Origin of the sequence: Methanobrevibacter intestini (genome assembly GCF_047402955.1) — an archaeon.
In the GTDB taxonomy this organism is placed as follows: Archaea; Methanobacteriota; Methanobacteria; order Methanobacteriales; family Methanobacteriaceae; genus Methanocatella; species Methanocatella intestini.
Window position 1 is genome coordinate 534,039 of the sequence record NZ_CP187956.1, and the last position, 25,782, is coordinate 559,820.

Sequence of the window (25,782 nt, forward strand, 5' to 3'; positions counted from 1 at the left end):
ATTAGTTAAAATCTCTTAAGCAATTGTAATATTGTTTCCTGTTTGGTATTCGTTCCAGATAGAGGTAATGATATATTTGCCTGGGTTTAAACGCATGTTTAAGCTAGCTATACCGTTTTCATCTGTTGTTCTGTGGTAGAATACTCCGTGAACATTGAATGATATGTTTTGGTTAGCTAGTGGTTTGCCTTGACCGTCTAATGTTTGTGCAGTGAAGTTGCTGCCGTCTAAGTATTTCATGTCAAGATCTTTTGTGATTAATGTTGATAATACTGTTATGTTGTTTCCAACTGCGTATCCTTCATACATTGAGGTTATTACGTATTTTCCAGGTCTTAAGTTAATGTTTAATGTAGCTGTACCATTAATTATCTGTTTGTGGTAGAATACACCGTTTATATTAAAGGTTACGTTGGTTCCGTTAGCTAGAGATCCGTCTTTGTTGTATACTTTAACACTGAATTGTGATGCATTTCTGTAGTATTTGACTAAGTCATGGTTTTGTGTGATTAACGGTTTTACAGTTACGTTAAATCCTTTTTCCTCACCAGTTACTGGATTATATGCAGTTAAAATATATTCTTTAGCATATAATTTAATTCCAAGTTTAGCTACACCGGAAGCATTGGTGGTAGCGTTGTAGAATACTCCGTTTATGTTGAATCTAACAGTAGTGTTAGCTAATGGGTTTACGTTACTGTCTAGGAATTTAGCAAAGAAATGAGTATCATTCTGGAACATTTTAACAAGATTATCACCTACAATAGTAGACATAACTGTAATATTAGACCTAACAGACATGTTGCCATAAGTAGTGGTGACATTATAGAATCCAGGAACTAATTTAATACCCATAGAAGCATTACCATATTTATCAGTGACTTTAGTATAATTTTTACCATTAATAGTGAAAGTAACATTCACACCAACAACAGGATTACCCACAGCATCAACTAAATTAGCAACAAGACTCTCATTACCCATAAAATACTTAACAACATTAGGAACAGTTAAAACAACAGACTTATCCACAACAGATATGTTCATACTTTGAACTTCATTATCAACAACTGCAGTTACAGTATAATTTCCTGCTTTATCAGCTTTAAATATTGAAGTAAAGACTCCATTTTCAAAAATTCCGCTTGAAGGGTTAAGAATTGCATCAGCAACACTTAAATTAATAGTTCTTGCTGAAATATTTCCAATATTTTTTTGACTGTTGGTTCCGTTCCAATATAATTTAGCTATTATTTTAGAATCATTACCGGACATTTCTGCAATGATGTTTAAAACTGCAAATTTCTCTGGAACATCTATATTATATAATAAAGTAGCCCAATCAGGAGTGTTATTACCCCACCAATTGTTATTTACACTTACTTCACCTTTAAAGCCAGTGTTATTGTAAACAGTGTTTGGTGAGTTATTAACAAATACATTATATTCGATTTTTGAATTAGCTGATTCAGTATAAATAGCTCCACCAAGTTTACCAGTATTGTTAATAAAAGTAAGACCGGTAGTTTCCAAAGTTACTAAATCACCATTGTTACCACCACTAATATAAATAGCTCCTGCTTTATCAATTGCAGAGTTATTGATAAATTCTGAATCTTTTATAATCATGCTTGCCATCCATGAATAAACAGCTCCACCATAACTGCCTTTTTTACTACCTGAAGCAAAGTTTCCGATAAATGAAGATCCGGTAATAGTAAATAACTTAGATTCCTGATTTTTAATAGCTCCAGCATTTCTAAATGCAGTATTATTAATAAATACTGAATTTACAACATTTAATGAACCGAAATTAGAAATTGCACCTGCATCATGACCAGTAGCTTTATTGTTAGCGAAATAACATGAAATTACAGTTAATTTACCTGAATTGTCAATTGCACCAGCACCTTTTGCAGAGTTAGCAATAAATGACACATTAGTTACAGTTAAAGTACCTTTGTTAGATATAGCTCCACCAAAGTTATCATTTTCACCTTGACAATTAGTAATAGTTAAATTAGCTATATCAACACTGATTTGATTATCTATACTGAATAATGATGTTCCATTACCATTTATAATGGTTTTATCTTGGCTTTGACCAACAATAGCTACATTTTTATCTACATTAATAGTTTCATCATTATATAACACGCCATTTGCAATGTGAATAATTCCGTTGTTTTTAACAATGGCAAATGCTTGTTTAAGAGTTTTAACTGCATTGTTCCAGCTAGAACCATTGTTAAAGTCATTTCCACCAGTAGCATTTACATAAACATCATCCAACAATACTACTTCTTTAATAACAATTGATACCTTTTGAATATCATTATCTACAATTGCTAAAACTGTGTAAATTCCAGGTTCTGTAAACGGATAGTTTGCTTTAAATGTAGAGTTAACTAACTGACCTTTAATTGATTCAGAATTATATACTAATTCAATGTCTCTTAAAGGAATATCTGCTTTAGTTTTAGTTCCATTTAAGTATAAATTAGCTATTACATCATATGAATTATCATTTTTAGCATGGGATACATCTAAAACAACATATGAAATTGGAATTCCCGGGCCTGCTTGCCTATCAGGAACAACTAATAAATCATCCCAGTTAGGAGTACTGTTACCCCACCAGTTATCATTAATATTCATTGGAATATCACTGCGAACAGCGCCTTTGGAATTATTAATAAATACTGAATTAGTTACATCAGAAACAGTTTTTTCATTGAAAATTGCAGATCCGTCTTTAGCAGAGTTATTGATAAATACACAATTACTTGCATTTAAAGTATTTTTATCACCTGCATTACCTGCACTTGAGTAAATAGCTCCGCCTTTATCACTAGCAGAATTATTGACAAATATTGAATCAGAAACTTTTAAACTTGAAATCCATGAATAAACAGCTCCACCATAACTGCCTTTATTACTTCCAGAAGCAGCATTATCAGTAAATTCACAACCAATAAGAGTTATACTATCTCCTTGGTTTTTAATAGCTCCACCATTTCTAAATGCAGAGTTATTAATAAATTTAGAATTGGTAATTGTTGCAATTCCACTTAGTCCATTATCATAATAACTAGAAATAGCTCCAGCATCATGACCATTAGCTTTGTTATTATAGAAAATAGAATTCTCAACAGTTAAATTTCCAACATTATCAATTGCACCAGCACCACGTGCAGTGTTATTTGCAATTACAGAATTAGAAATAGTTAATTTACCTTTAGTAACAATTGCTCCTCCAAAACCGGAAGAATAACAATTTGTTATAGTTAAATTAGATAAACTAATTGTATATTCTTTACCTATATTGAATAATGTCTTTTTATTTCCGTCAAAGATGGTTTTCTGTGAATCTTGACCAATAACAGAAACATTTTTAGCAAAAGTAATAGTAGAATCTGAAATATAGTTACCATTAGCTACATAAATAATACCATTATTTTTAACAAGAGTTAAAGCTTGAGTTAAAGTTTTAACAGCATTATTCCAGCTAGAACCATTATTGGAATCATCCCCACCAGTAGAATTTACATAAATACTGTTGGATAAATCATTTATTATTATTTCAACATCTTTACTTTCATTATCAACTTTAACATTCACTATGTATTTGCCAGGATTATCAAATTGATAATTATTTTTAACAGGCTTATCTGCAATAGTTCCATTAATTATTTGAGAACCTGAAGTAAATGAAATATTTCTTACAGGAATAACTGCATTAGCTGCAGTACCATTCCAGTACATATTAGCTATTACATCATATGATTTAGCAGATACCTTGTTTGCAGTTACATCTAAAACAGCATATACTTTTGGAGCAGCAATATTAACTAATGTTTTATCCCAACCAGAATTATTAGTTCCCCACCAGTTACTGTTTAAATCAATAGTGCCTCTATCAGGAGCAGTTGACCTATAAACAGCGTCCTCATGATTAATAAATGCAGATTTAGAAACATTCACATTAGAAGCTTCAGTAAATATAGCATCTCCTAATTTTGCAGAATTAGCAACAAATATTAAATTAGAACCTACAAATGAAGGAGTAAGTGCAGTATTACCATAACTTATGTAAATAGCCCCACCTTTATCACTAGCAGAGTTATTAACAAATGTTGAATTATGAACTTCCAAACCTGCACCCCAGTTATAAATAGCTCCACCATAACTGCCTTTATTACTTCCAGAAGCAGCATTATTAATAAAAGTAGAACCTGATACAGTCAAACTTTTAGAATTTTGGTTTTTAATAACACCACCATTTCTAAAAGCTTTATTACTATCAAATGTTGAGTTTATAACAGTTGCAGTTCCCATATTGGAAATAGCACCAGAATCATGACCAGTAGCTTGATTATTGTAGAAATAAGATCCAATAACAGTTAAAATTCCTCCATTATCAATTGCACCAGCACCATATGCAGTGTTATTTGCAATTACAGAATTAGAAATAGTTAATTCACCATTATTAACAATAATTCCTCCAAAATTAGAAGAATATGCGTTAACCATAGTTAAATTAGTTAAAGAAACTGTATAACCATTAGCTACATTAAATAAAACTTTTTTATTAGCATCTAAAACGCTTTGATTTTGACCAACAATAGCTACATTCTTATTTAACAGAACAGTTGAGGAAGAAATGTAGTTACCATTAGCTATGTAAATAATACCATTGTCATCAACAAGACTTAAAGCTTTATTAATAGTTTTAACAGCATTATTCCATGATTTTCCATTATTGGAATCATCTCCACCATTATAATTTACATATATTTTAGTATTTGGAGAAGATTCCCCAACAACCACATCAACACTTTGACTTACACCATCAACACTACCAGTTATAGTGTAGGTTCCTTTAGTATCAGCTGTAAACTCAGTTGTGAATTTACCGTTAACTATATCGCCAATAGCTACAATACTTCCACCAGTAGAGGACAACTTAATATTTCTAGCAGGAATGTTTAAATTAGTTGTAGTATTATTAGCATAGAAATTAGCTATAATACTTGCTGATTCACCAGCGCCAACAGCAGATGGATTTGCAGTTAAATTTAATACTGCGTAAGAAGCTGGAACTATAGCTTGGTTAACTCTAGCTGTCCAGTTAGGATTATTATCTCCCCACCAGTTATTATCTAAAGTTGTATAACCTTCTTTATTTAAATATACATCACTAGCCACATCTGCTTTATTATTTATAAATACAGAATTGGCAATTGTATTTTGAGAACTTAAATGTGTATTAAGCACATAAACAGCACCACCATTAACATTTGCTATATTATTAATAAAACTAGAATTTTTAATATCTACTGTATAACCAATTACTGCAGCACCGGAATTTGCAGTGTTATTAATGAATGTTACACCATCCAATATAGTTTTATGATAAAATGTAGCCAATTTTGGATTATTACAAGAAATAGCTCCACCATATCCCGGATCAGAAATAGTATTGCCTGAAACTGAATTATTTACAAATGTAATATTTTCTCCTTTAATATAGCATACATTATAAGCAGATATAGCTCCTCCCCAGCCTATTGCTTTATTATTGGCAAATAAAATATTATTTCCAGTGATATTCAATACTTTTGCAGAACTTGTTTTAATAGCCCCGCCAAGTTTAGCAGAATTATTATCAAATGTCAAATCATTAACAGCAAGTATAAGCTGACCAGCATATATTGCACCAGCACCATTTATTGCATAATTATCCTTAAATGTTATATTTTCTCCACCAACAGATAAAAGAGACTTTGCATAAATAGCTCCACCTAAAGAACTTGATGATTTTGCATAATTTTTTGCAAACAACATATTTTTTCCAGAAATATAAGAATCCTTAGCTGAATAGATGAAACTTCCAAAATCAGATTTTGGCAAGTAATTGCCTAATGCATAAAAATTATTTCCAGTTATATTAAAACCAGAATCTGCATAAACTGCTCCTCCACGATAAGAAGCACTATTATTTTTAAAAATAACATTATCTTTGAAAGTTATAAAACCTTTTGAATAAATCGCACCACCGAAACCTGCACTTGTTGAAGTAGCAGTTACACTATTATTTTCAAATACTGAATTTGAAATAGCAAGTGATGAAGTTGCATCAGACATATAAATAGCTCCACCATTACTAGAACTAAATCCATTAACAAAATTCAAATTATTTAAAACAAGAGTGGAATTAGATACTGAAAATATTCTTGCAACATTATCACCATCAATAGTTGCGCCTTTTTCACTTGTAATTAATAAATTAGCATTTTTAATTTCAAGATTTGTGTTTGACACACCTTTAAATTCACCATTAAGATAAAGTATCCCATTTGTACCAACAGCACTTAAACCTTTTTGAATGGTTTTAAATGGACTGTCAACTGCCCCAAATCCGGAATCGTCTCCAGATGAAGCATCAACATAAATCACATTATCTCCTGGTGAGTTTAGTACATTATTATCATTCTCCACAGCTATTTGACTATTGTTACCAACAGATGACCCATAGTCCTGAGAATCAGCTGCATTTTCCATTGCATAAGCTGAAGGGATTAATGATAATATTATTAAAAAAACAAAAAACGTTAAAATTTTATTTTTATTAAATTTAATCATTTACCTCACCAATTTTTAAAACACACGTCATTAAAACAAAAAACAATAAGACAATCATTTCAGTTCCATAACATATGATAATTAACAATATGATATCTACACATATATAACAATTGTGACTTAAAAATAAGATTTAAAACTCTTAAAATATCAAATATATTTATAAATAACCCTTATTTAACTAAAATAAGCTTAAATAAATCAGATAAACGATATGAACTTTTATTCAAATAACCATAATAGCTATCAAATGCTGACTCAAAATATTTATTATTAATGAAAAAAATAAATTTTAAATGATTATTATGGAAAATTTGTCAAATGATATAAAAACAATAATAAATACTGCTTATCCCTACATTAAGGAATTCAATCCCGCGCAAAAAGCAGTAATTGAATCAGGTTATTTAGAAGATAATTCCAACTATATTATTTCAATTCCAACTGCCAGTGGTAAAACAGTACTTGGAATTCTCCCTGCTCTAAAAACTATTCTAAATGGTGGAAAAGCAGTTTATGCAGCTCCATTACTTTCAATTCAAAATGAAAAAGTAAAAGAATTTAAAACATTTGAAGAACATGGAATCAAAGTAGGCAAACACCCCTCCAGTTCAGATTTATCAGTTATGGTTTTTGAATCATTTGATGCACTTACAAGATTTTCCTGGAATGTACTTCGTGAAGTAGATACCTTAATCATTGATGAATTCCATATGATTGGAGAATACTCAAGAGGACCAACATTAGAATCCGCCATTACAAGAGCTAAAATTATTAATCCCAGCTTAAGAATAATTGCCCTTTCAGCTACTTTAAAAAATATTGATGAAATTGAACAGTGGCTTGACGGAAAAACAGTAGAACACGATTACAGACCAGTGCCTTTAAATAAAGAAGTTTTAGATGCTGAAATGTTCAATACAAAAAATAAAAACGATGTTATTGTAAAAATTGTTGAAAAAGCTATTGAAGACAATTCACAGGCATTAAGCTTTGTGTCAACAAGAAGATTTACAGAAAGCTTAGCTACGTATGTTGCTAAAAAAATAGATAAAAAAACAACAAATGAACAAAAACAGAAATTTAAACAGGTAGCTGATAAATTACTGGAAGTTCCAAAGAAAAAAGGATCACTTCCAACTACAACCTGTCTTAAACTGGCTGAAGCTGCTGAAAAAGGTGTTGTGTTCCACCATGCTGGACTTTTCAATGAACAGAAAGAAATAATTGAAGATGAATTCAGAAACGGAAATATACTGATGATTACTGCAACTCCAAGTTTGATGTATGGTGTTAATTTGCCTTCAAAATATGTAGTAATTAGAGACCACACCAGATGGACAAGCAATGGTCCTGCATCAATTCCTGTTTTTGATTATGAACAGATGTCCGGAAGAGCTGGAAGGCCGCAATATGATGATGTAGGTTACTCTTATTTAGTAGCTAAAACAATGGATGAAGCATTTGACCTGGAAGCCCGTTACATTGACGGTGAAATTGAATTAACAAATTCAAAATTAATAGATAACAAAGATGCTATCTACAAGCAGATTATAGCACAAATCGCATCTTCACTTTCTAAAAACCTTGATGATTTAAATGATTTCTTTGGAAAAACATTATACGGATTCCAAATGAAAAACAATCCCGCCATGTCCATGTTTGCTCAGGACAGTTTAAACTGGGAGCTTGAAAGTGCTCTTGAATTCCTGCTTCAAAATGGAATAATAAGGGCTACACCAGAAGGCCTTAAAACAACAGACTTTGGTAATTTAATAGCTAAATCAAATTATGCAGTTGAAACAGCCGTTAAAATTAAAGAATATGTTTCAACTATGGAAAAATTAAACCCTGCAGAAATGATTTATGCATTGGCTGAAACTCCTGATTTACCGTTGATTTCATTTAAAGGAAGAAAAAGTAAAGACCCCGTTCGTGACAAACTGTCTGAATGTGGTCTTTTTGCAGTTGATATTGGAAACCCTGAAGCTACTGCCGTTTCTTTAATTGAATGGATTGATGAGAGAAACGAGTATGAAATTGAAAATGCATACAATGTTTATTCAGCATCCACTAGAAGATCAGCTTATGAAGCTTCCCGTTTGGTTAAATTTGCTAAAAACACTTTGGAAGTTCTTGGCAATTACTCTAACTTAAAAGATATGGATTATTTATCTGCCAGACTATATTATGGAGTAAAAGAAGATATAATTCCACTTGTTGTAGGAGTTAAAAGACTTGGAAGAAAAAGAGCAAGACTCCTTATGAAAACATTCGGAGATAATTTAAATGAAGCAAGTGAAAAGGATTTACAAAAAATAGAAGGTATCGGCCCTAAACTTGCCGGCAAAATTAAAATATTTACTATGAATCATTAAAAAAAAGAAAGGATGAAACTATCCTCCACCATTAGCTGCACTGGAAGATATTTCAACATCCTCAAACATTTTTTCAGAGTTTTTAATAGCTTCAATATCTATATCTTTATCATGAGAATAATCATTAGTTTTTAAATCTTCATCATTTAATAACTCTAATTTATTTGCAAGATACCATAAATTAGTTTTATCAATTTTAACCCATGAAGTGTCATTTTCTATTTTACTATCAGTAACTTCACCAATAGTTCCAGTATCTACATACCTTACATGTGATCCAAGAGTTATTTCCTTATTTCTTGCATCAACAATCATTTTAAAAACTCCTTTTTAAAAATATTTTATTTATTCTTCTTTTTCTACTTCAACTTTTTGAACTTCAACTTCTTCTTCAGTTTCTTCAGCTTCAGGTAATTCTTTAGATAAAATAACATATCCGCCAATGGTTTCAATGTCTTCAAAAGCTACTTCAAGTTCTTCTTTAGAAAATACTCCTTTTTTTAAAGAAACAACCATAGATTTAATAGTTCCTTCTTTTTGATCAAAATCAAAATCACTTACAGTTCCAACTTCATATGCATTTTTATCTAAAACTTTAGAGCCTAAAACTTCTTTAATATTCATAGTTATCACCTTATTCTTTAGATATTTTAAAAAAATATCCTCTATAAAACAGTAAATATTATAATTATATCAATATAAATAATTAACTATTAAATTTATAAAAGGTTAGAATAATATGGAAAATGCCTGTCGCATAATAATTGAGGATATTTTAAAAAACAACATAAACACCAGGAAAGAGCTGGAAGTTAAAAAAAGACAGTTATGTCGTGAATTAAAACTATCTAAGTTTATGAGCAATGCAGATATTTTAGAATATGCAACTCCTCAAGAAAAGGAAATTGTTTCAAATATCTTAAAGAAAAAACCTACCCGAACAATGTCCGGCGTTGCAATAGTAGCTGTAATGTGCCATCCTCATGAATGTCCTCATGGAAGATGTTTCTACTGTCCAAAAAGTAACAATGCTCCACCAAGTTATACCGGTGAAGAACCTGCAGCTCTAAGAGGCAGAATGTATGAATTTCATCCATATGTACAATGTTTTAACCGTTTGAAACAGCTTAAAAAAATAGGTCATCCAATTGATAAAGTAGAACTTATCATAATGGGGGGAACATTCCCTTCCAGAGATTTATGTTATCAGGAATGGTTTGTATCACAATGTTTAAAGGCAATGGTTGATTTTGGATTGATACTTAAAAATAAACCCGAAGATAATGAATACAACTTAGATCCAATAGAAATAAAAGGATTTGAAAAAGGTATTCTTAAAAGTTATGAACCAAACAGCTATGTTCTTATTGATGATGTTCAAAAAGCTAATGAAAATTCCAAAGTCAGATGTGTTGGAATGACATTTGAAACCCGTCCAGATTACTGTAAAAAAGAACACATAAATAGAATGCTGAATTTTGGAGTTACAAGAGTTGAGTTAGGTGTTCAAACATTATCTGATGAATTGTACACAAAAATTAAAAGAGGGCATACAATAGCTGATGTAATAGAAGCAAATACTCTCCTTCGTGACAGTGCAATAAAAGTAGCAATGCATATGATGCCGGGATTATTTGTAAGCTCAGATGAAGATTTAAATATGTTTAAAAAGCTGTTTAGCGACGATAATTTCAAGCCAGACATGCTTAAGATTTATCCATGTCTTGTTACAAAAGGCAGCGAACTATATGACCTGTGGAAAGAAGGAAAATATAATCCCTATACTGATGAAGAAGCTGTTGATTTAATTGTTAAAGTTAAACAAATTCTCCCTAAATGGGTTAGAACCATGAGAATTCAAAGAGATATTCCATCAACATTAATCGAAGCAGGTGTTCAAAAATCCAACTTAGGAGAACTGGTTTACAATAAACTGGAAGAACACAACATTAACTGTCAGTGTATACGTTGTCGTGAAATTGGCCATAAAAAAACAAGTCAGAAATATGGTTTAGATGATTTTAAATTATTTAAAGAATCATACACTGCGTGTGGCGGTGAAGAAACATTTTTATCAATTGAAGATAAAAACGAAGAAAGTATTGCTGGATTTTTAAGATTTAGAATTCCTTCCCCAAATCATTATAGGCCGGAAATCACTGATAAAACTGCACTTATACGTGAATTGCATGTTTATGGAAATATGATTAAAATAGGAGGTAAAAATTCTAAAATAGGTCAACACACAGGATTTGGAGAAAAACTATTAAAAGAAGCTGAAAAATTAGCTATTAAGAAAGGAAAAAATGAAATAGCTATAATCAGTGGGATAGGAACTAGAAATTACTACCGTAAATTTGGATATGAAAGAAAAGGTCCGTACATGGCTAAAAAATTAATCTAAAAAATCAAGACAAAAGTATTATATAGATTATTCGTAATATTACTAATTAAATCATTTATATCGGAGTGTTACATAATGTATAAAATAAAAAACTCAAAAGAGTTAGCAAGTCTTATCAACTGTATAAACTTACACAATATGATAAGTGAAGAAGAAATGGAAGAATATTTAGATAAAGTAGGAAAACTAAACTTTAATTCCATTACAATAAGTCCAACATATGTATCATTAGCTAAAGAAAAATTAGCTGACAGCACTACAAAAATAAGCACCGTTGTTGGATTTCCTTTAGGTTTTGAAACAGCCGAAGGCAAAATAGCACAAGCAGCTAAAGCTCTTGAAGATGGAGCAGATGAAATTGAATCAGTAATCAATTTAAACCACCTAAAAGACCACAAATATAATTTAATTCATGAAGAACTTAAGCAATTAAGAGAACTTTTAGGAGACAAAACTTTAAAAGTCATTGTTGAAATGCAGACAATAGATGACAGCGAAAAAGCAAGTATTGCAAAAGTACTGGAAGAAAATAAAGTAGATTTCATCAAAACATCTACAGGCTTTATTGCACCAGACAATATTTATTCAAAAGTTAATGATATTAATATCATCCAAAAATATGCACCTCAACTTAAAATTGAAATTTATGGTGGTGTTGATACTTATAAATTAGCTAACCAGCTTTTAACCGGTGGAGCTGATTTAATTGGAAGTAACTGCGGTTATGAAATCGTAGAAAAATACCGTACTTTAAGAGAAAACACACAAGTAACTCCAAAACCTATAAGATTCGACTAGAATCTTCCATCACTTTTTTTATAATTTAAATAATAAAAAATAGCTTTTTTCAATAAAGATAATAATATTTTAAAAATAGTTAATGCCATGGGCCGGACTTGAACCAGCGACATCCAGATCTTCAGTCTGGCGTTCTCCCAACTGAACTACCATGGCATATGGACCGAACGAGATTCGAACTCGTGATCTCCTCCATGTCAAGGAGGAATCATACCCCTAGACCACCGGTCCTGTGCAACATTACTTAATTTATCAAACATAGTATATAAAGTTATCTGTTACAGCTAAACCGATGCAAAATAAAAATATAAAAAAATTGACCAAGAAAATGGCCAATAGATTTAATAAATTGTTAAAAAGCCTATTTGATAGCTAATTTGATATCTTCAGCTTTTACAGTTTTTCTACCAGCGTGGCGTGCGAAATTTACAGCTTTTTGTGCAATTGCGTCACCTTTTTCTTCTAATGCTTCAGCTAATGCAATTTTTGCATCATCACTAATTCTTTGTGCGCCAGCATTTTTTAAGATACGACCGACTGGTGCGATTGGTAATTCACTCATAATGACACCTCCAATTAAAACATAGTACCATATAGTATATAAATGTATCGACAATAATGGCTATTTACTCTCTATATAATAACCATGAACATAATAGGATATAGTTTTCTAAATTGAAAAATTTAAAAAACAAAGTTAAAAATTAAAGAACAAAAATAAGTAATGATAGAAAAATAAACCATAACAGAAAAATAAAAAATTATTTTGACACAACATCACCCTTAAGGTAAGTAGCTGTTGCATCTGTGATTTTAACTTTAATAAAGTCCCCTAAGTTAACATCATCAACAATTACTGGAATATAAGAATCTGTTTTAGCTATAAATCCACCTTTAGAACCTACTTCCACAACAACGGCATTTTGAATAGAACCAACTAATTCTTTGTTTTCTTCTTCAGTAATTTCTGTCTTGATTTTAGACAAATCCTTAGACCTTTTTTTCATGATTTCGTGAGGAATTTCTTTAAGAGAAGATGAAATTGCACCTTTTCTATGCTGATATTTTGACAAATGAATCAGACTTGGCTTTATATTTCTAAGTAAATCAACAGTTAACTGGAAATCTTCATCACTTTCAGTCGGATATCCTACAATAATGTCTACTGCCAAAGTCAAATCCGGAATTTCACTTTTAAATTTTGAAACGATATCAATATACTGATCCAATGTGTGGCCTCTTCTCATTTCAGATAAAACTTTGTTACTCCCTGTTTGTACTGGCAAATGGATGAAATTATATACATTAGGATGTTTAATAGCATCAATTATTTCATCAACATTGTTTAAAATATTTTTAGGATGCATCATTCCAACACGAACTCGAAATTCGCCATTTAAATTAGCTACTTCTTTAATTAAATCAGATAGTTTTTCACCACTATCATGTCCAAAAGCAGCAGTGTCCTGAGCAGTAAGTTGAATTTCAACAGCACCATCATCAATAGCTTTTTTAGCTTCAGCGACTATGTCCTTAATTGGATAACTGTTTAATGGCCCTCTTGCAAAACGAGTGCAGCAAAAAGTACATGCTCCTAAACAGCCTTCAGCAATTTGAATTATATGAATTAAAGAACCATCAGAAACTTTAGGAACACCAACTTTACTTTCTTTTGAAAATCCTGACTCACGAATAACATTACCGCAATAAGTTTCATTAACTACATCTGCTGTTTTATTAAGTTGATGAGGTCCTATCCAGCTACAATTCGGAGCTACTTTTTCTAATTTTTCAGGATCAATTTCAACCATACATCCGCTTACAATAATTTTTTTATCCGGAAAGTTTTTTTGTAATTGCTGAATTTTATAAACTACTTTATTTTCAGTCGGCAGCTTTACATAACATGTATTTACAATTATAACATCTGCCATTTCAGGAGCATCCACCAAATCAATTTGATTTTCCTGCAGGATTCCTCCCATTATCTGAGCATCTGCTTTATTAAATGTACAGCCATATGTGTCAATATATACTTTCATGAAACTTACTCACTTAATGTTTTCTTAACAATATACTTAGTTAAATCATAATCAAAATTATTGAATTTAACAGGTTTTCCATAAACTCTTTTAATTACTTCAGCTCTGGCAAATCCGGAGGTAATTTTACGTTCCTGTGTTTTAATAACATGAATTCTAACAATATGCTTGTCAATTTTAACAATATCTTCTGTAGATATTTGGAAATCCCTATCTAAATCCAATTTATAGGAATCAACTTCCCCATGTAAATCAACAGAAAATCCAATACGTGCAGGAATCTCAACTGAATTAGCCCATATTGTAACAATATCCTCAACTAAAGCTTTTTTAACACGTTTATTTTTAATTTCAATACTTGTTATTTCAACATGCCCTTCATCAGTAAGTAAACTATCTCCAACAGCTAATTCATCATTAGGTGATAATTCAATAAATGTTTTTATAGATTCTCCCTGTTTTGAAATGATAACCCTATACAATTGAGGTTTTTTAGATGAAACAACATTTTTAAAAACATATCCGCAATCCACACATTTTAATAAATATTCTTCCATAATCTTCTTTTTAGATGATTTCTGCTTTGAATTTATAACATCAAAATCATCCGAACCACAAATTGGACACTCCATTATTAACGCCTCCAAAAAATAAAAATTATTGTTTTTCTTTTAGATAATGGTTAACCAGACCATCATCTTCTAAAATATCCAGCATAAACTCTTTAAAAGGTTCAAAAGTAACTGATTCGCCAGTATTTTCATTAGTTAATATTCCCTTTGATAAATCAATACTTATAATATCCCCATCTTTTGCCGGGATATCACAGACAATAACCGGCAATCCAATGTTAATTGCATTTCTGTAGAAAATTCTGGCAAATGATTTAGCTACAATAGCATCTACACCTGCAGTTTTAATAGCTACTGGAGCCTGCTCTCTTGATGAACCGCAGCCAAAATTTTCATCAGCTACTATAATATCTCCCTTTTTAACATTTTTTGTAAAATCAGGACGTTCTCCTTCAAGTACATGATCAGCCAAGTCTTGAGGATTAAAGGTTCTTAAATATCTTCCAGGAATAATAACATCCGTATCAATATTTTCACCAAAAGTCCATGTTTTTCCTTTAATTATATCCATATATATCACTTATTTTTGGATTTCATGACCATAATTTTGTGCTTTAGTTGTAAGAACTGTGCCCATATCTCCAACATACTCTTTAATCTCTTCAACTATGTGTTTATTATTTTTATCAAATACCGAATAAACTGTAGGTCCAAAAGAGCTCATACCTACACCATAAGCTCCAATTTCTCTTAATTTATCCATCAAATCCCTGATTTGTTGAGACTGAAGTGAAACTTCCACATTTTTAAAGCCTCTTTTTTGAATTTCATCTATTGAATGGCCAAATGCTGGCAAATCCCTTTCAAGTAAAAAAGGAATCATATTCATAAATATAATGTGGGAAGTTTGTTCCACTTCATTTTTAGGAACCGGACAGTAGTCCTGAAATATGTTTACTTCTTTTTGACCGTTTACTGTATTTTTGGAATCAAGAATAACCAGTAAAATTTCCCAATCATCAGGAAAATCATAATGAGCCAATAATTGAGGTGGTTTAGCTTGTGAAGCAGATGACGGTAAAAATGATGATTTTGATTTTAAGCTGTGTCCACCATCTACAATAAATCCTCCAAAATCAAATGAAAACACACCAATTCCGGAAGTTCCTCCACGTCCGATAATTTCTCCTAAAGAATATCCATTAGAATAAGCACCGATATGCTCAGCAATAAGTTTTCCAGTTGATAAACCCATTTGAGTTCCAGAACCTAAACCAGAATGAGGGAGATAAGCTTTATCTACCCTAAAATAAAATCCTTCATCAACATCAAAATGGTCAATTACTTTTTGTGCTGCAGAAGTTATTTTAGATACACATTCATTGCGAATAACCTCATTGAATTGAGTATCATCATTGAAATCTACAGTAATTCCTTTTTCTGCAGGTTCTCCATATAAGACAAAGTTAGGATCTTTAATTGTAAGACCTATACCCCCATCTATCCTCCCATAAGACCCATTCATATCAATTAAAGTTAAATGAAGTCTTGAAGGTGACTTAATAATCATGTATTTAAACCCTCAGTTTTTATCTTCTTTTAACGGTGTTGAGAATTCTTCTTCCACACTTTCACGATACATGGAATTCATAGTACAGAACGGGATAATTCTACCATCTGGAGTTGCATAATGAATAATACATTTTTTAACCCTATCTTCATCAAAATTAAATGGATCCATAAAGTGCATGCAAGAAATAAGCATAGCATCTTTTGAAAATTCTCCTAAAGCATCATAAGATCTTTTAGTAAATACATTTAACAATATTTTCTTAATATCCAAACCTTCAGGTACTTCATCTGTATTAATCAATTTAGGAAGGTTTTTCACAGCACTAGCTTCAACCCTTTTCTTAATTCCAAATCCGCCTTTTTCAAGTTTGTCGGAATATTTGTCCAATAATTCAAATAAACCTTCAACATCAATGAATTTAGTAATAGGAATCAAATTGTTTAATGTATTTTTCCCTTCAGTTTCTTCCATGAAAACATAAGTAGCTATTCCACAGTGTTGATTACAGTTTAAAGTAACACTAGGACTTTCCCCTTCAAGAGCACCGATAAAACGTGCAAATGGTTCTACAGAAGATGGAGGGTAGAAATCATCAACCTTTACATCGCCATGAGTTTGTTTAGCAATCTCATTAACAAAATCGGGAATAGTTATCCTTTGTTCTTCAACTTGACTTGCAGGAGTTCTTCCTGCAAATGAAACCGGCTGGAAATTGACTCCATAAATATTTTCCCTATGGTCAAATGCAAATTTAATAATTTCGCCGATTTGCTGATCATTGACACCTTTAATTAAAGTTGGAACAAGTACTACCCCAAGGCCTGCTTTTCTACAATTTTCAATAGCCTGAATCTTTTGAGGAAGTAAATTTTTACCTCTGTTATTGATATATGGTTCAGGAGTTACACCATCAAAAGCTAAATATACTGTGTTTAAACCAGCATCTTTTAATTCTTTTGCAAGATTTTCTTTTCTAGCTAATCTTAAACCATTGGTAGCTATTTGAACATGAGTAAAACCTTCTTCTTTAGCCATAGCTACAAGTTCAACCAAATCTTTCCTGACAGTTGGTTCACCACCCGCATACTGAATAGCAGGAGTTGGATGAGGTTTTAAATTCCTCAAGTTCCTTAACATTTCCCTAATTTCATCCTGTGTAGGTTCATACAAACGTCCGGAAACAGCCGCATTTGCAAAACAAACAGGACATCTTAAATTACATCTATTTGTAACATCAATTAAACCTAACACAGTGGAGGTTTCATGGTCTTCACAGAGCCCACAATTATTAGGACAATCTCCGAATTTCTCTACAGAAGGGTTTTCAACTGAAGTTATTGTAGGTTCAAATTGTTTAACCCTATTATAAAGCTTATCATCACTCCAATATGTATTTACAAACTCACCATGTTCATCACAAGTTTTTTTAATTAAGATTTTACCATCTTCATCATAAACTTCTGCATCAAGTGGTTTAAAACAAATTGGACACAAACTTTTTGTCATTTTTATTCTCACAAAATCACCCTTTGCTAATAATTAATAAACTATTAACTATTTATTACATAATATAACTATATTATCTCAATTTAATATTTAAAGTTAATTAATGTTTTAACATTAAATATAAATAGATAACACATACAAAAATAAAATTCAGTAAAAAAATGAGGAACATATATGGTTGATAATACCCAAATTTTTATAATAGCTTGTATTACTATCCTATACTTTATATTACCTGCTTATGTATCCAATGGTTCAGCATTAGTTTTAGGCGGCGGAATTCCTTTAGATTTCAAAAAAACAGACAAAAATGGTAACCGTTGGATTGGTAATGGAGTTACATGGAGGGGACTAATCTGTGGAACAATTATGGGAACCCTTATAGGAGCAATTCAAGGATTAATTGGGCCAATTATACTTGAAAACTTTGGCGAATTTATTTATACTCCAATTTGTACAAATTTAGTAGAAGGAATATTAATAGGATTTCTACTTGGATTTGGTGCTATGGTTGGAGATGCAATAGGAAGCTTTTTAAAAAGAAGAGTGGGAATTGGACAGGGAAAACCTGCACCAATTTTAGACCAGATTGATTTTCTTATTGTTGCTTTAATATTCAGTTCAGTTGCAGTAAACTTTTCTATAACCTTTGTTGCAATAGCTATTGTATTAACATTAATTATACATTTAATAGCTAATACAGGAGCTTATTTAATCGGAATAAAAGATGTATGGTATTAAACCACACATTTAAACTTTTTTTTAATTTAAAAATCTATTCATCATTACTGCAGTACCAACTGCAGGTGCAACAACACATTCATCATCAGTTAAAATTGTATCCATAGATTTAACTTCAAGACCTAAAAGTTCTGCAGCATTTTTATCCAAAATATCTTTTCCAAGACCTGTCGTTACAATCAAATCTAAATTTTGAGTTTCAGATACCTGTTTTAAAGCATCTGCAATTTGTTCAACCTGCTTTTGATGAGTGAATTTAGCTATTTCAATAACATCTTCTTCACTTAAAGAATCTAAATCAGCACATAATACTCTAGCTATTCTTTTCATACAGCTTTTTTTAGATTTATTTTCACCATCAAAAGTATCACAAACATAATCATCTAATGTTATTAAATCTAAAACAGTATAAACATCTGCAGTTTGTGCAAACAGTTCAGAAGCTACCCTATACTCTTTTCCATTTAATTGAACATTATCTAAGAAACTAGCTAAATTAGTTCTTAATGTTCCAGTATATACCAGTTCGCCGGTAGCTAATCTTTCAAAATCAGATCTGCCAATCGCACATTCTTTTCCATCCTTAATCGGAATAATGTCAGTTGTTGTACTTCCAGTATCTATAAAAATACAGTTATCACTTATTAATGTAGCTATTTGAGCAGTAGCTATCCAATTAGCAGCTGCTGCCTTTAGAGGAGTTTTTTCAATTTCTTCTTTTGACAGCATTCCGTCAATTCCAACATAAGCTATGGGACACTCAAAAGTTTCCTCACATTTTTTAACAACATCCAAAACTCCGTCTTTTTTTGTATCATATGCATCCACCAATTCTGCAGTCATAGATATTCCTACAGCATCAATTTCATCAATCGGACAAATATTTTCAATCAATTCAACCAAAACTTTAGATAATGCTTCATTATTACTCCACATTGGAAGATAAGCAAAATCCACTTCAATATTTTTTACTTCATTATTTTCAAAATCAACAACTGCCAAATCAGTGTTTGCACCGCCAATATCAAAACCTGCTACTTTCATACTTAAATACTCCTAATTACCAAATTATCTCCAGATTTTTTAAATTCAATTTTTCCAGTTAAATCTATTTTTTCATTTAAATCTTTGATATCCACATTTCCATCAATCAAATCAATAATAGATGAACCAATATTAATATTGGATATTTTTTTAAGACCTACATAAGGTGTGGTGAATCTGGAATTAATTTCAAGAACATAAACATCCTCAATATCTTTTTCATCATTACTAATTATTAAATCGACACCGACAAATCCTTTTAATCCACCAATAGCTCCAACTGCTTTAATAGCTGTTTCAAAAGCTAAATATTTAAACTTACTTTCAAACGGAATTTGTCCACCTAAATAAGTTCCCTTATCCTCTTTTAAATCTATAATCTGTTTATTTAAACTTATTGGAATAGCTGTGTCACCATCACAAAGTAAACTAACACTAATGTCTGTTCCTTCAATAAATTCCTGAACTATTACTCTAGAACCTGGGAGAAATATTTTTTCCAAACTATAATCCAAATCATCAACACTATTTATTATTTTAATATTTTCACAATCCACACCAACAAGAGGTTTGATTATGAGTTTTAAATCATCCAATGGTTTTTCTGCATGCCATTTTTTATAAAGATTTTCTAATGCTCTTTTCCAATACCCCACTTTATCTATTTTTAATTTAAAAGTTCTGGGTTGTGGAACAATCTTATATAACAATTCATAAGAAATAAATTTATCAGAAGAATTGTAACATGCCTCTGAAGAAGAATTATAAATCTTTACATTATTTTCTTCTAAAATTTTTGTAATATTATATAAATTATTATTATTTTCTGCAGCTATGAAAATAGCTTTTTTAAAACCAGCTGCATTTTTTTCAAGCCATGAAATTATATCTTCATCAATAAATATTGGTGTAACATTATCATAATCACATATAATCTCTTTGTAAGATTCATTAAGGACAATTGTTACATCATAATCTTTTAAATCATCTAAAAGTGAAAATATTAATGATTCTGCTTCTGAAATAATACATTTATCTTTTTCACCGGAAGCTGTAAAATATTCAAACAATAAGATTGAATCATCATTGATAGACATCATAAGTAATCATCATACCCTTTAAATTTAAATCATTTAATGGGAAAATCATTTTTTCACCATCAAAAACCATATGCACCAATGCATTTTCATGTTCTTCAAATTCCCCAACAGAAATATCCTCATTAATTTTTATCATTTTACGGCTAAATGAAGACATTATGTTTTCAGGAGATTTAATATTTAATAAACCTTCATTATATGCTTTTTCAATTGCATCAATAGTTTTAATAGCTGCATCACCATTTCCATAAGGATTTTTAGCATTTTTCATTTTATCTGCAAATTCCTCATCATTGAGAATCTTTTTAGCATTTTCCAGAATAGTCTTTTTATTAGCTCCCACTAAAATATTTCCTCCGGCACTGACTGTTTCCGGCCTTTCAGTATTATACCTTAAAGTTAAAACCGGCACATCCAAAGTAATTGCTTCTTCCTGAAGCCCACCTGAATCTGTTAAAATCAAAGTGGAATGTGAAGTTAAAATTAAAAAGTCAAGATATCCCAATGGTTTGATAATATGAACATGTTCCAACTCATTTAATTCATCAAATAAATTAAAGTTCTCCAAAGTCTTTTTAGTTCTCGGATGAATCGGGAAAATAATATTCATGTCTTTCAGTTCTTTTAAAGAAGAAATAATGTTTATTAACCTTTCTTTATCATCAACATTTTCTGCTCTATGCATGGTTAAAGTTAAAATATTATTCATATTTTCAATATCCAAACTAGCTAAAGATTCTTCCTGAATTCCTAATTTGTTAGCTATTTCTAAATGCCTGAAACAGGCATCAACTACAGTATTTCCTGTAATAAACAGTTTTTTTCTTGAAATTCCTTCAGCTAAAAGATTAATTGCAGATTCTTCAGTTGGAATAAAATACATCAAAGAACAGGCATCTGCAGCCATCCTATTTAATTCTTCAGGCATCGTAATATCAAATGATCTGAGTCCTGCTTCAACATGCCCTACAGCAATGTGTAATTTAGAAGCTACTAATGCTCCTGCAAGAACAGCATTTGTATCTCCCTGAACAAGAACTATATCAGGTTTTTCATCAAGTAAAACCTCTTCGATACCCTTCATCATCAAACCAGTCTGTTTTCCATGAGAACCAGAACCTACATGAATATTATAGTCCGGAGATTTGATTTCCAAATCTTTAAAGAAATTATCTGACATTTCTTTATCATAATGTTGTCCAGTATGAATAAGACAGGAAGTTATACCTCGCTTTTCAATTTCATCAATAATCGGAGCCATTTTAATAATTTCTGGTCTGGTTCCAAGTACAATAGCTATTTTCATTTTATCGACCTATATAAAATTAGTTAATCATGAATAATAAATGTTGGTCATTTAAATAGTATAAAATTCTATTAATAGACAATGAGGTGGTATTATGACTAACCTTGATAAAGAAATTGAAGAAAAAATATACAATATCTTAAAAGAATATCACAAAGACGAAGACTACAATTTAAATTATCTTATTACAGATAATATTGTAACTTTCTTTTTAAGTATAAATGAAGGTAAATTAGTTACCATGGAAGATTTGTACAAAATTTCTGGAATTTTAAATGCAAAAATCAAAGACATGGTTCTTGTAAACCAAGAATACAGATTTTCATTTGAAATGGAAAAATAGTGCTGGGAATGTTTAAATTCCCACTTCTTTTTTTAATTAATATTTACTATTTTTGAAAGACTTTTCTTATAACGAAAAATCCTCTAAAAAACCTCGGCAACATTGCCAATAGCCAATTTTATCTGAAAAATTCATCCGTTCAAATCTTCCAAACTTTTTATCATAGATTCCCTTATGGCATATTTTCTTTGCAAATTATCCAGTGAATCAACTAAATTTCTTTTAAAGCGCTCACAGGCATAATCATCATAAACAAAACTGATGCCATCATATTCAATATCCATTAAAATCAGATAATCCGGATCCAGAACTTTAATATTTGCTCTGGGATCATTTTCTGCAGGATTTAATAATTCTTCAACTTTTTCCAAAGATAACTTTCCAATAGCTACATCAACAAAAACACGCATCATTTTACGAACCATATTCCATAAAAAGCTTTCTCCATAAATATCTACGAAAACAGGTGAAAGTGTATCGTGCAAATTTGGAAATTCCTTTTTATGATAATCACTAAGATTTGCCTTACTGATTTTAATATCCTCAATTGTTCGGGTTGTTGTTTTTTGGAATCGTTTAGTAAAATTAGTAAAATTATGAGTTCCCTTAAAAATTTCAGCTACTTCAGCCAGTTTATCCAAATCCAAATCAGATCTAAATAAAACATAACGATATTGTCTCATTTCAGCATACCTCGGTTTAAAACCAAATCTTACTGGAGCTTTAGCCAGTATCTGAATATCATCCGGCAAACTGTTATTGATTTCATTAACTCTAACTTCTTTTTCAGACTGAAAACTGATTACATTACCTAAACTATGGACTCCTGCATCAGTTCTACCGGCTATTCTGAATCTGGACTTTTTTAAATCATCAATATAACCGAGTTTACGTAAATGGTAAATCAGCTCTTCTTCAACAGTTCTTAAATCGGGTTGTCTTTGAAAACCATGAAAATTAGTTCCGATATAGCCAATTTTTAAAGCTGTCCTCTTCATAATAATATATTATTATAAATATTAATTAAAATAAATTTTGTAAAAATAAAAAAAAGTAAAAGGTTATTCAACACCTTTTAATGATTCAACCATGTTCAGTTTTCTAATTTTTCCTGAAAACATTAAGTTAACCACTATGGATAATGAAAATGTTATTATAAAACTTAACATTAAGTTTCCTGGACTTAAAGTTATAGGAAATTGGAATGAAGGTCCTGAAGAATCCGTCATTACTTTCATTAAGAGATAACCAAATGGAATCCCTAAAACAAAGCCCATTGAAGTAAACCATAAATTTTGCGTCAGTAATAACTTTCTTAAATTATTTGTTTCAAATCCGATAACTTTTAAGGTAGCTATTTCCCGCTCAATTTCAGTAAATGACAATAATCCCAAATTATAAAGAACAACAACAGCCAATAATGCTGCAAAGAATATTAGAATAGATACCATTGAAAGCATTGATTCAGATATTTCATTCCAATTTGAAACAGCTGTATCTAAAGTATTCACTGCTTTGATTCCATCATAATCTGAAGTTACCTCCTGAGCTGTAACAATACTTGTTGGAGTGTAATTCAATCCCAGATTTTCAAAATAATCAGGAGTCATTATTAATCCCTGAGATATAGGGTCTGCATGAATAGAACTTACTTTAGTAGATACCCATTTGTCATTTCCTACAATATGCCATTTGATTGTGTCTCCTTTTTCAACACCTAAATTATCAGCCATCTTCATGGAAATTGACACACCCTCGTCAGGAATGGAAATTAGATTTCTATGATTGTCTGTTGGAGTTACCAAACTGCTTTCATTTAAAACCAGCAGCGAACCTGAATCCCTATGGTCATTAACATCAAATTCTATTCTGCCTTCCATTAATTGAGTACCGTTAACATCACCAGTTATGCTGTTAATCTGACTAATTGAAGCATTATTATCAACAATTAATTTAGAGGAATAATGATTGATATCTTCATATTCCCAGTCACGCAAATCATTCATTCCGTCATACATTCCAAATGCTGAAACAAGCAGTGCAGTACATCCTGCAACACCTACAATTGTCATTAGTGACCTTGTCCTATTTCTTTTTGCATCCCTATAATTCCAGCGTGCATTAAAGCTGAATTTTTTCCATATCTTTGACTTTTCCACCAATCCGGAAACAGCAACTTTAGGAGATTTTGGCCTGATTGAATTTGCAGGATTTTCTTTAGAAATACTTCTTGTTGCCCAGTAAGAAGCTATTAATGATACACCAACCATTAATGCTGCAACTATGACAAAACTAATACTGTATCCAACGCCCCATTCAGGTAATGTATAAACAGCTTGCATTGATTCTAAAAACAATTTTGGAAGAGTCAATGGCCCCAATATTAATCCCAAAATACTTCCTGCCAAAACTAGCCAGAATCCATATGAAATATAATGCAGCATTATAGTTCTGTCTTTAAATCCTACTGCTTTTAAAACTCCTATTTGAGTCCTTTGATGATTAATTATTCTTGTCATCGTAGTTAACAGAGTTAAAACAGCAATCAATATGAAAACAACCGGAAAAATATCGCCCATCATTTTATGCTGATCCAGTTCCTCATTAAATTGAGAAACACTTTGGTGATCTGCCTGTTTTACAAAAGAACTGTAATTTCCACCAATAACTGAATCCAAGTCATTTACATAATCATTCGGATTTCCATCAAAATCAACAAGCAATACATTGTACTGTATTTGTGCTGGAAATGCCTTATAAGACAGGTAAGCATAACCTGTTTTATTGAAATCTGTAATAATTGAAGTGTCTGAAGGAGTATAAACATTTTCAGGAGAATAACCAAGACCTTTAATTTCTTTATTAATGGTTAATCCGTTAACTGAAAATGAAATGTTATCCCCAACATTTAAATGTTTAGCATCGGCAAAACGTTTATCTAACCATACACCATTTTCATCATCAATATCAACGTCTTTTCCTTCAACAAGATAAAATTTAGAAATATCATTATTTTCTACAAAGTGCAGCGTCACATCAGGATCATTACTGAAATCAGCTACTGAATTAATAACCAGCTGTCTTTCACTAGATTTAGTTGCACTTAGATTATCAACTTTATCTACAGCAGCATTATCTAAATGATTACTGTAAATCCATCCGTCCGCTAAATTTGTAGCATCATAATAATTATTAACACTTTGCTCAAAACCTGTGTATTCCCCACCAATTCCTGCAAATACAAATACTCCTAAAAAAGCCATTAAAAAGATTGAAAGAAATTGAGTTTTATGATTCTTAATATCTCTAATCATCTTTTTAGACAACATA

General features: G+C 31.0%; 19 protein-coding genes and 2 tRNA genes. 5 read left to right on the top strand and 16 right to left on the bottom strand.

Annotated elements, in window-relative coordinates:
• Nucleotides 1-15 precede the first annotated feature (15 nt).
• Entirely contained in the window at nucleotides 16-6,645 is a 6,630-nt protein-coding gene (locus ACMC9J_RS02440) for a beta strand repeat-containing protein (RefSeq protein ID WP_427003494.1), read from the bottom strand.
• Between the two features lie 296 nt (nucleotides 6,646-6,941).
• Here ACMC9J_RS02440 and ACMC9J_RS02445 point away from each other — a divergent pair, with 296 nt between their 5' ends.
• Nucleotides 6,942-9,023 (top strand): DEAD/DEAH box helicase, encoded by a 2,082-nt coding sequence (locus tag ACMC9J_RS02445; RefSeq protein ID WP_427003495.1) that lies wholly within the window; start codon nucleotides 6,942-6,944, stop codon nucleotides 9,021-9,023.
• A gap of 18 nt (nucleotides 9,024-9,041) precedes the next feature.
• Here ACMC9J_RS02445 and ACMC9J_RS02450 read toward each other — a convergent pair whose 3' ends face one another.
• Nucleotides 9,042-9,338: a DUF2098 domain-containing protein gene (locus ACMC9J_RS02450; protein ID WP_427003496.1), complete on the bottom strand. Its 297-nt coding sequence runs from the start codon at nucleotides 9,336-9,338 to the stop codon at nucleotides 9,042-9,044.
• Between the two features lie 30 nt (nucleotides 9,339-9,368).
• The gene (locus ACMC9J_RS02455) at nucleotides 9,369-9,647 is read right to left on the bottom strand and encodes a PRC-barrel domain-containing protein (RefSeq protein ID WP_019264732.1); all 279 of its coding nucleotides are present in this window, start codon (nucleotides 9,645-9,647) and stop codon (nucleotides 9,369-9,371) included.
• A gap of 115 nt (nucleotides 9,648-9,762) precedes the next feature.
• Between ACMC9J_RS02455 and ACMC9J_RS02460 the strand changes: the two genes are divergently transcribed.
• The gene (locus tag ACMC9J_RS02460; protein WP_019264733.1) at nucleotides 9,763-11,427 is read left to right on the top strand and encodes a tRNA uridine(34) 5-carboxymethylaminomethyl modification radical SAM/GNAT enzyme Elp3; all 1,665 of its coding nucleotides are present in this window, start codon (nucleotides 9,763-9,765) and stop codon (nucleotides 11,425-11,427) included.
• 75 nt (nucleotides 11,428-11,502) lie between these two features.
• Nucleotides 11,503-12,225, top strand: a complete 723-nt coding sequence (gene deoC / locus ACMC9J_RS02465; protein ID WP_019264734.1) for a deoxyribose-phosphate aldolase — start codon at nucleotides 11,503-11,505, stop codon at nucleotides 12,223-12,225.
• Nucleotides 12,226-12,308: 83 nt separating this feature from the next.
• Here the strand turns inward: deoC and ACMC9J_RS02470 are convergent.
• The 8 genes from ACMC9J_RS02470 to tes all read right to left on the bottom strand — a co-directional run bounded on the left by ACMC9J_RS02470 (nucleotide 12,309) and on the right by tes (nucleotide 17,918).
• Nucleotides 12,309-12,381, bottom strand: a tRNA-Phe gene (locus ACMC9J_RS02470).
• 3 nt (nucleotides 12,382-12,384) lie between these two features.
• A tRNA-Val gene (locus ACMC9J_RS02475) sits at nucleotides 12,385-12,456 on the bottom strand.
• 130 nt (nucleotides 12,457-12,586) lie between these two features.
• Nucleotides 12,587-12,787: a histone family protein gene (locus tag ACMC9J_RS02480; RefSeq protein WP_004033084.1), complete on the bottom strand. Its 201-nt coding sequence runs from the start codon at nucleotides 12,785-12,787 to the stop codon at nucleotides 12,587-12,589.
• 199 nt (nucleotides 12,788-12,986) lie between these two features.
• Entirely contained in the window at nucleotides 12,987-14,267 is a 1,281-nt protein-coding gene (locus ACMC9J_RS02485; protein WP_019267824.1) for a tRNA (N(6)-L-threonylcarbamoyladenosine(37)-C(2))-methylthiotransferase, read from the bottom strand.
• Between the two features lie 5 nt (nucleotides 14,268-14,272).
• A complete protein-coding gene (locus ACMC9J_RS02490; RefSeq protein ID WP_019264736.1) occupies nucleotides 14,273-14,899 on the bottom strand; it encodes an HVO_0476 family zinc finger protein in 627 nt (208 codons plus the stop codon).
• Nucleotides 14,900-14,924: 25 nt separating this feature from the next.
• Complete coding sequence (hacB, locus tag ACMC9J_RS02495; RefSeq protein ID WP_019266605.1) at nucleotides 14,925-15,410, bottom strand: homoaconitase small subunit; 486 nt, start codon at nucleotides 15,408-15,410, stop codon at nucleotides 14,925-14,927.
• A gap of 9 nt (nucleotides 15,411-15,419) precedes the next feature.
• The gene (locus ACMC9J_RS02500; RefSeq protein WP_019266606.1) at nucleotides 15,420-16,409 is read right to left on the bottom strand and encodes a beta-ribofuranosylaminobenzene 5'-phosphate synthase; all 990 of its coding nucleotides are present in this window, start codon (nucleotides 16,407-16,409) and stop codon (nucleotides 15,420-15,422) included.
• A 12-nt stretch (nucleotides 16,410-16,421) separates the two neighbouring features.
• Entirely contained in the window at nucleotides 16,422-17,918 is a 1,497-nt protein-coding gene (tes, locus tag ACMC9J_RS02505) for a tetraether lipid synthase Tes (RefSeq protein ID WP_019264739.1), read from the bottom strand.
• Nucleotides 17,919-18,092: 174 nt separating this feature from the next.
• On the opposite strand from tes, the gene ACMC9J_RS02510 reads away from it, so the two are divergent.
• Nucleotides 18,093-18,659, top strand: coding sequence for a CDP-2,3-bis-(O-geranylgeranyl)-sn-glycerol synthase (locus tag ACMC9J_RS02510; protein ID WP_019264740.1), 567 nt, complete (start codon nucleotides 18,093-18,095; stop codon nucleotides 18,657-18,659).
• A gap of 21 nt (nucleotides 18,660-18,680) precedes the next feature.
• On the opposite strand, the gene ACMC9J_RS02515 is transcribed toward ACMC9J_RS02510, so the two are convergent.
• Genes ACMC9J_RS02515 through wecB form a run of 3 tightly spaced genes read right to left on the bottom strand, consistent with a single transcriptional unit; the run spans nucleotide 18,681 to nucleotide 22,109 of the window.
• On the bottom strand, nucleotides 18,681-19,703 hold the full coding sequence (locus ACMC9J_RS02515; protein ID WP_019264741.1) for a hydantoinase/oxoprolinase family protein: 1,023 nt from the start codon (nucleotides 19,701-19,703) through the stop codon (nucleotides 18,681-18,683).
• A gap of 2 nt (nucleotides 19,704-19,705) precedes the next feature.
• Entirely contained in the window at nucleotides 19,706-20,803 is a 1,098-nt protein-coding gene (locus ACMC9J_RS02520; protein ID WP_019264742.1) for an ATP-grasp domain-containing protein, read from the bottom strand.
• Nucleotides 20,787-22,109, bottom strand: coding sequence for a non-hydrolyzing UDP-N-acetylglucosamine 2-epimerase (gene wecB / locus ACMC9J_RS02525; protein ID WP_019264743.1), 1,323 nt, complete (start codon nucleotides 22,107-22,109; stop codon nucleotides 20,787-20,789). Before wecB ends, ACMC9J_RS02520 begins: the two co-directional genes overlap by 17 nt.
• A gap of 94 nt (nucleotides 22,110-22,203) precedes the next feature.
• On the opposite strand from wecB, the gene ACMC9J_RS02530 reads away from it, so the two are divergent.
• A complete protein-coding gene (locus ACMC9J_RS02530; RefSeq protein WP_019264744.1) occupies nucleotides 22,204-22,452 on the top strand; it encodes a hypothetical protein in 249 nt (82 codons plus the stop codon).
• Between the two features lie 131 nt (nucleotides 22,453-22,583).
• Here the strand turns inward: ACMC9J_RS02530 and truA are convergent, their stop codons facing one another.
• Both truA and ACMC9J_RS02540 read right to left on the bottom strand, forming a co-directional pair.
• Nucleotides 22,584-23,450: a tRNA pseudouridine(38-40) synthase TruA gene (gene truA / locus ACMC9J_RS02535; protein WP_019264745.1), complete on the bottom strand. Its 867-nt coding sequence runs from the start codon at nucleotides 23,448-23,450 to the stop codon at nucleotides 22,584-22,586.
• A gap of 63 nt (nucleotides 23,451-23,513) precedes the next feature.
• Nucleotides 23,514-25,781, bottom strand: coding sequence for an ABC transporter permease (locus tag ACMC9J_RS02540; RefSeq protein WP_019264746.1), 2,268 nt, complete (start codon nucleotides 25,779-25,781; stop codon nucleotides 23,514-23,516).
• Nucleotide 25,782 lies beyond the last annotated feature (1 nt).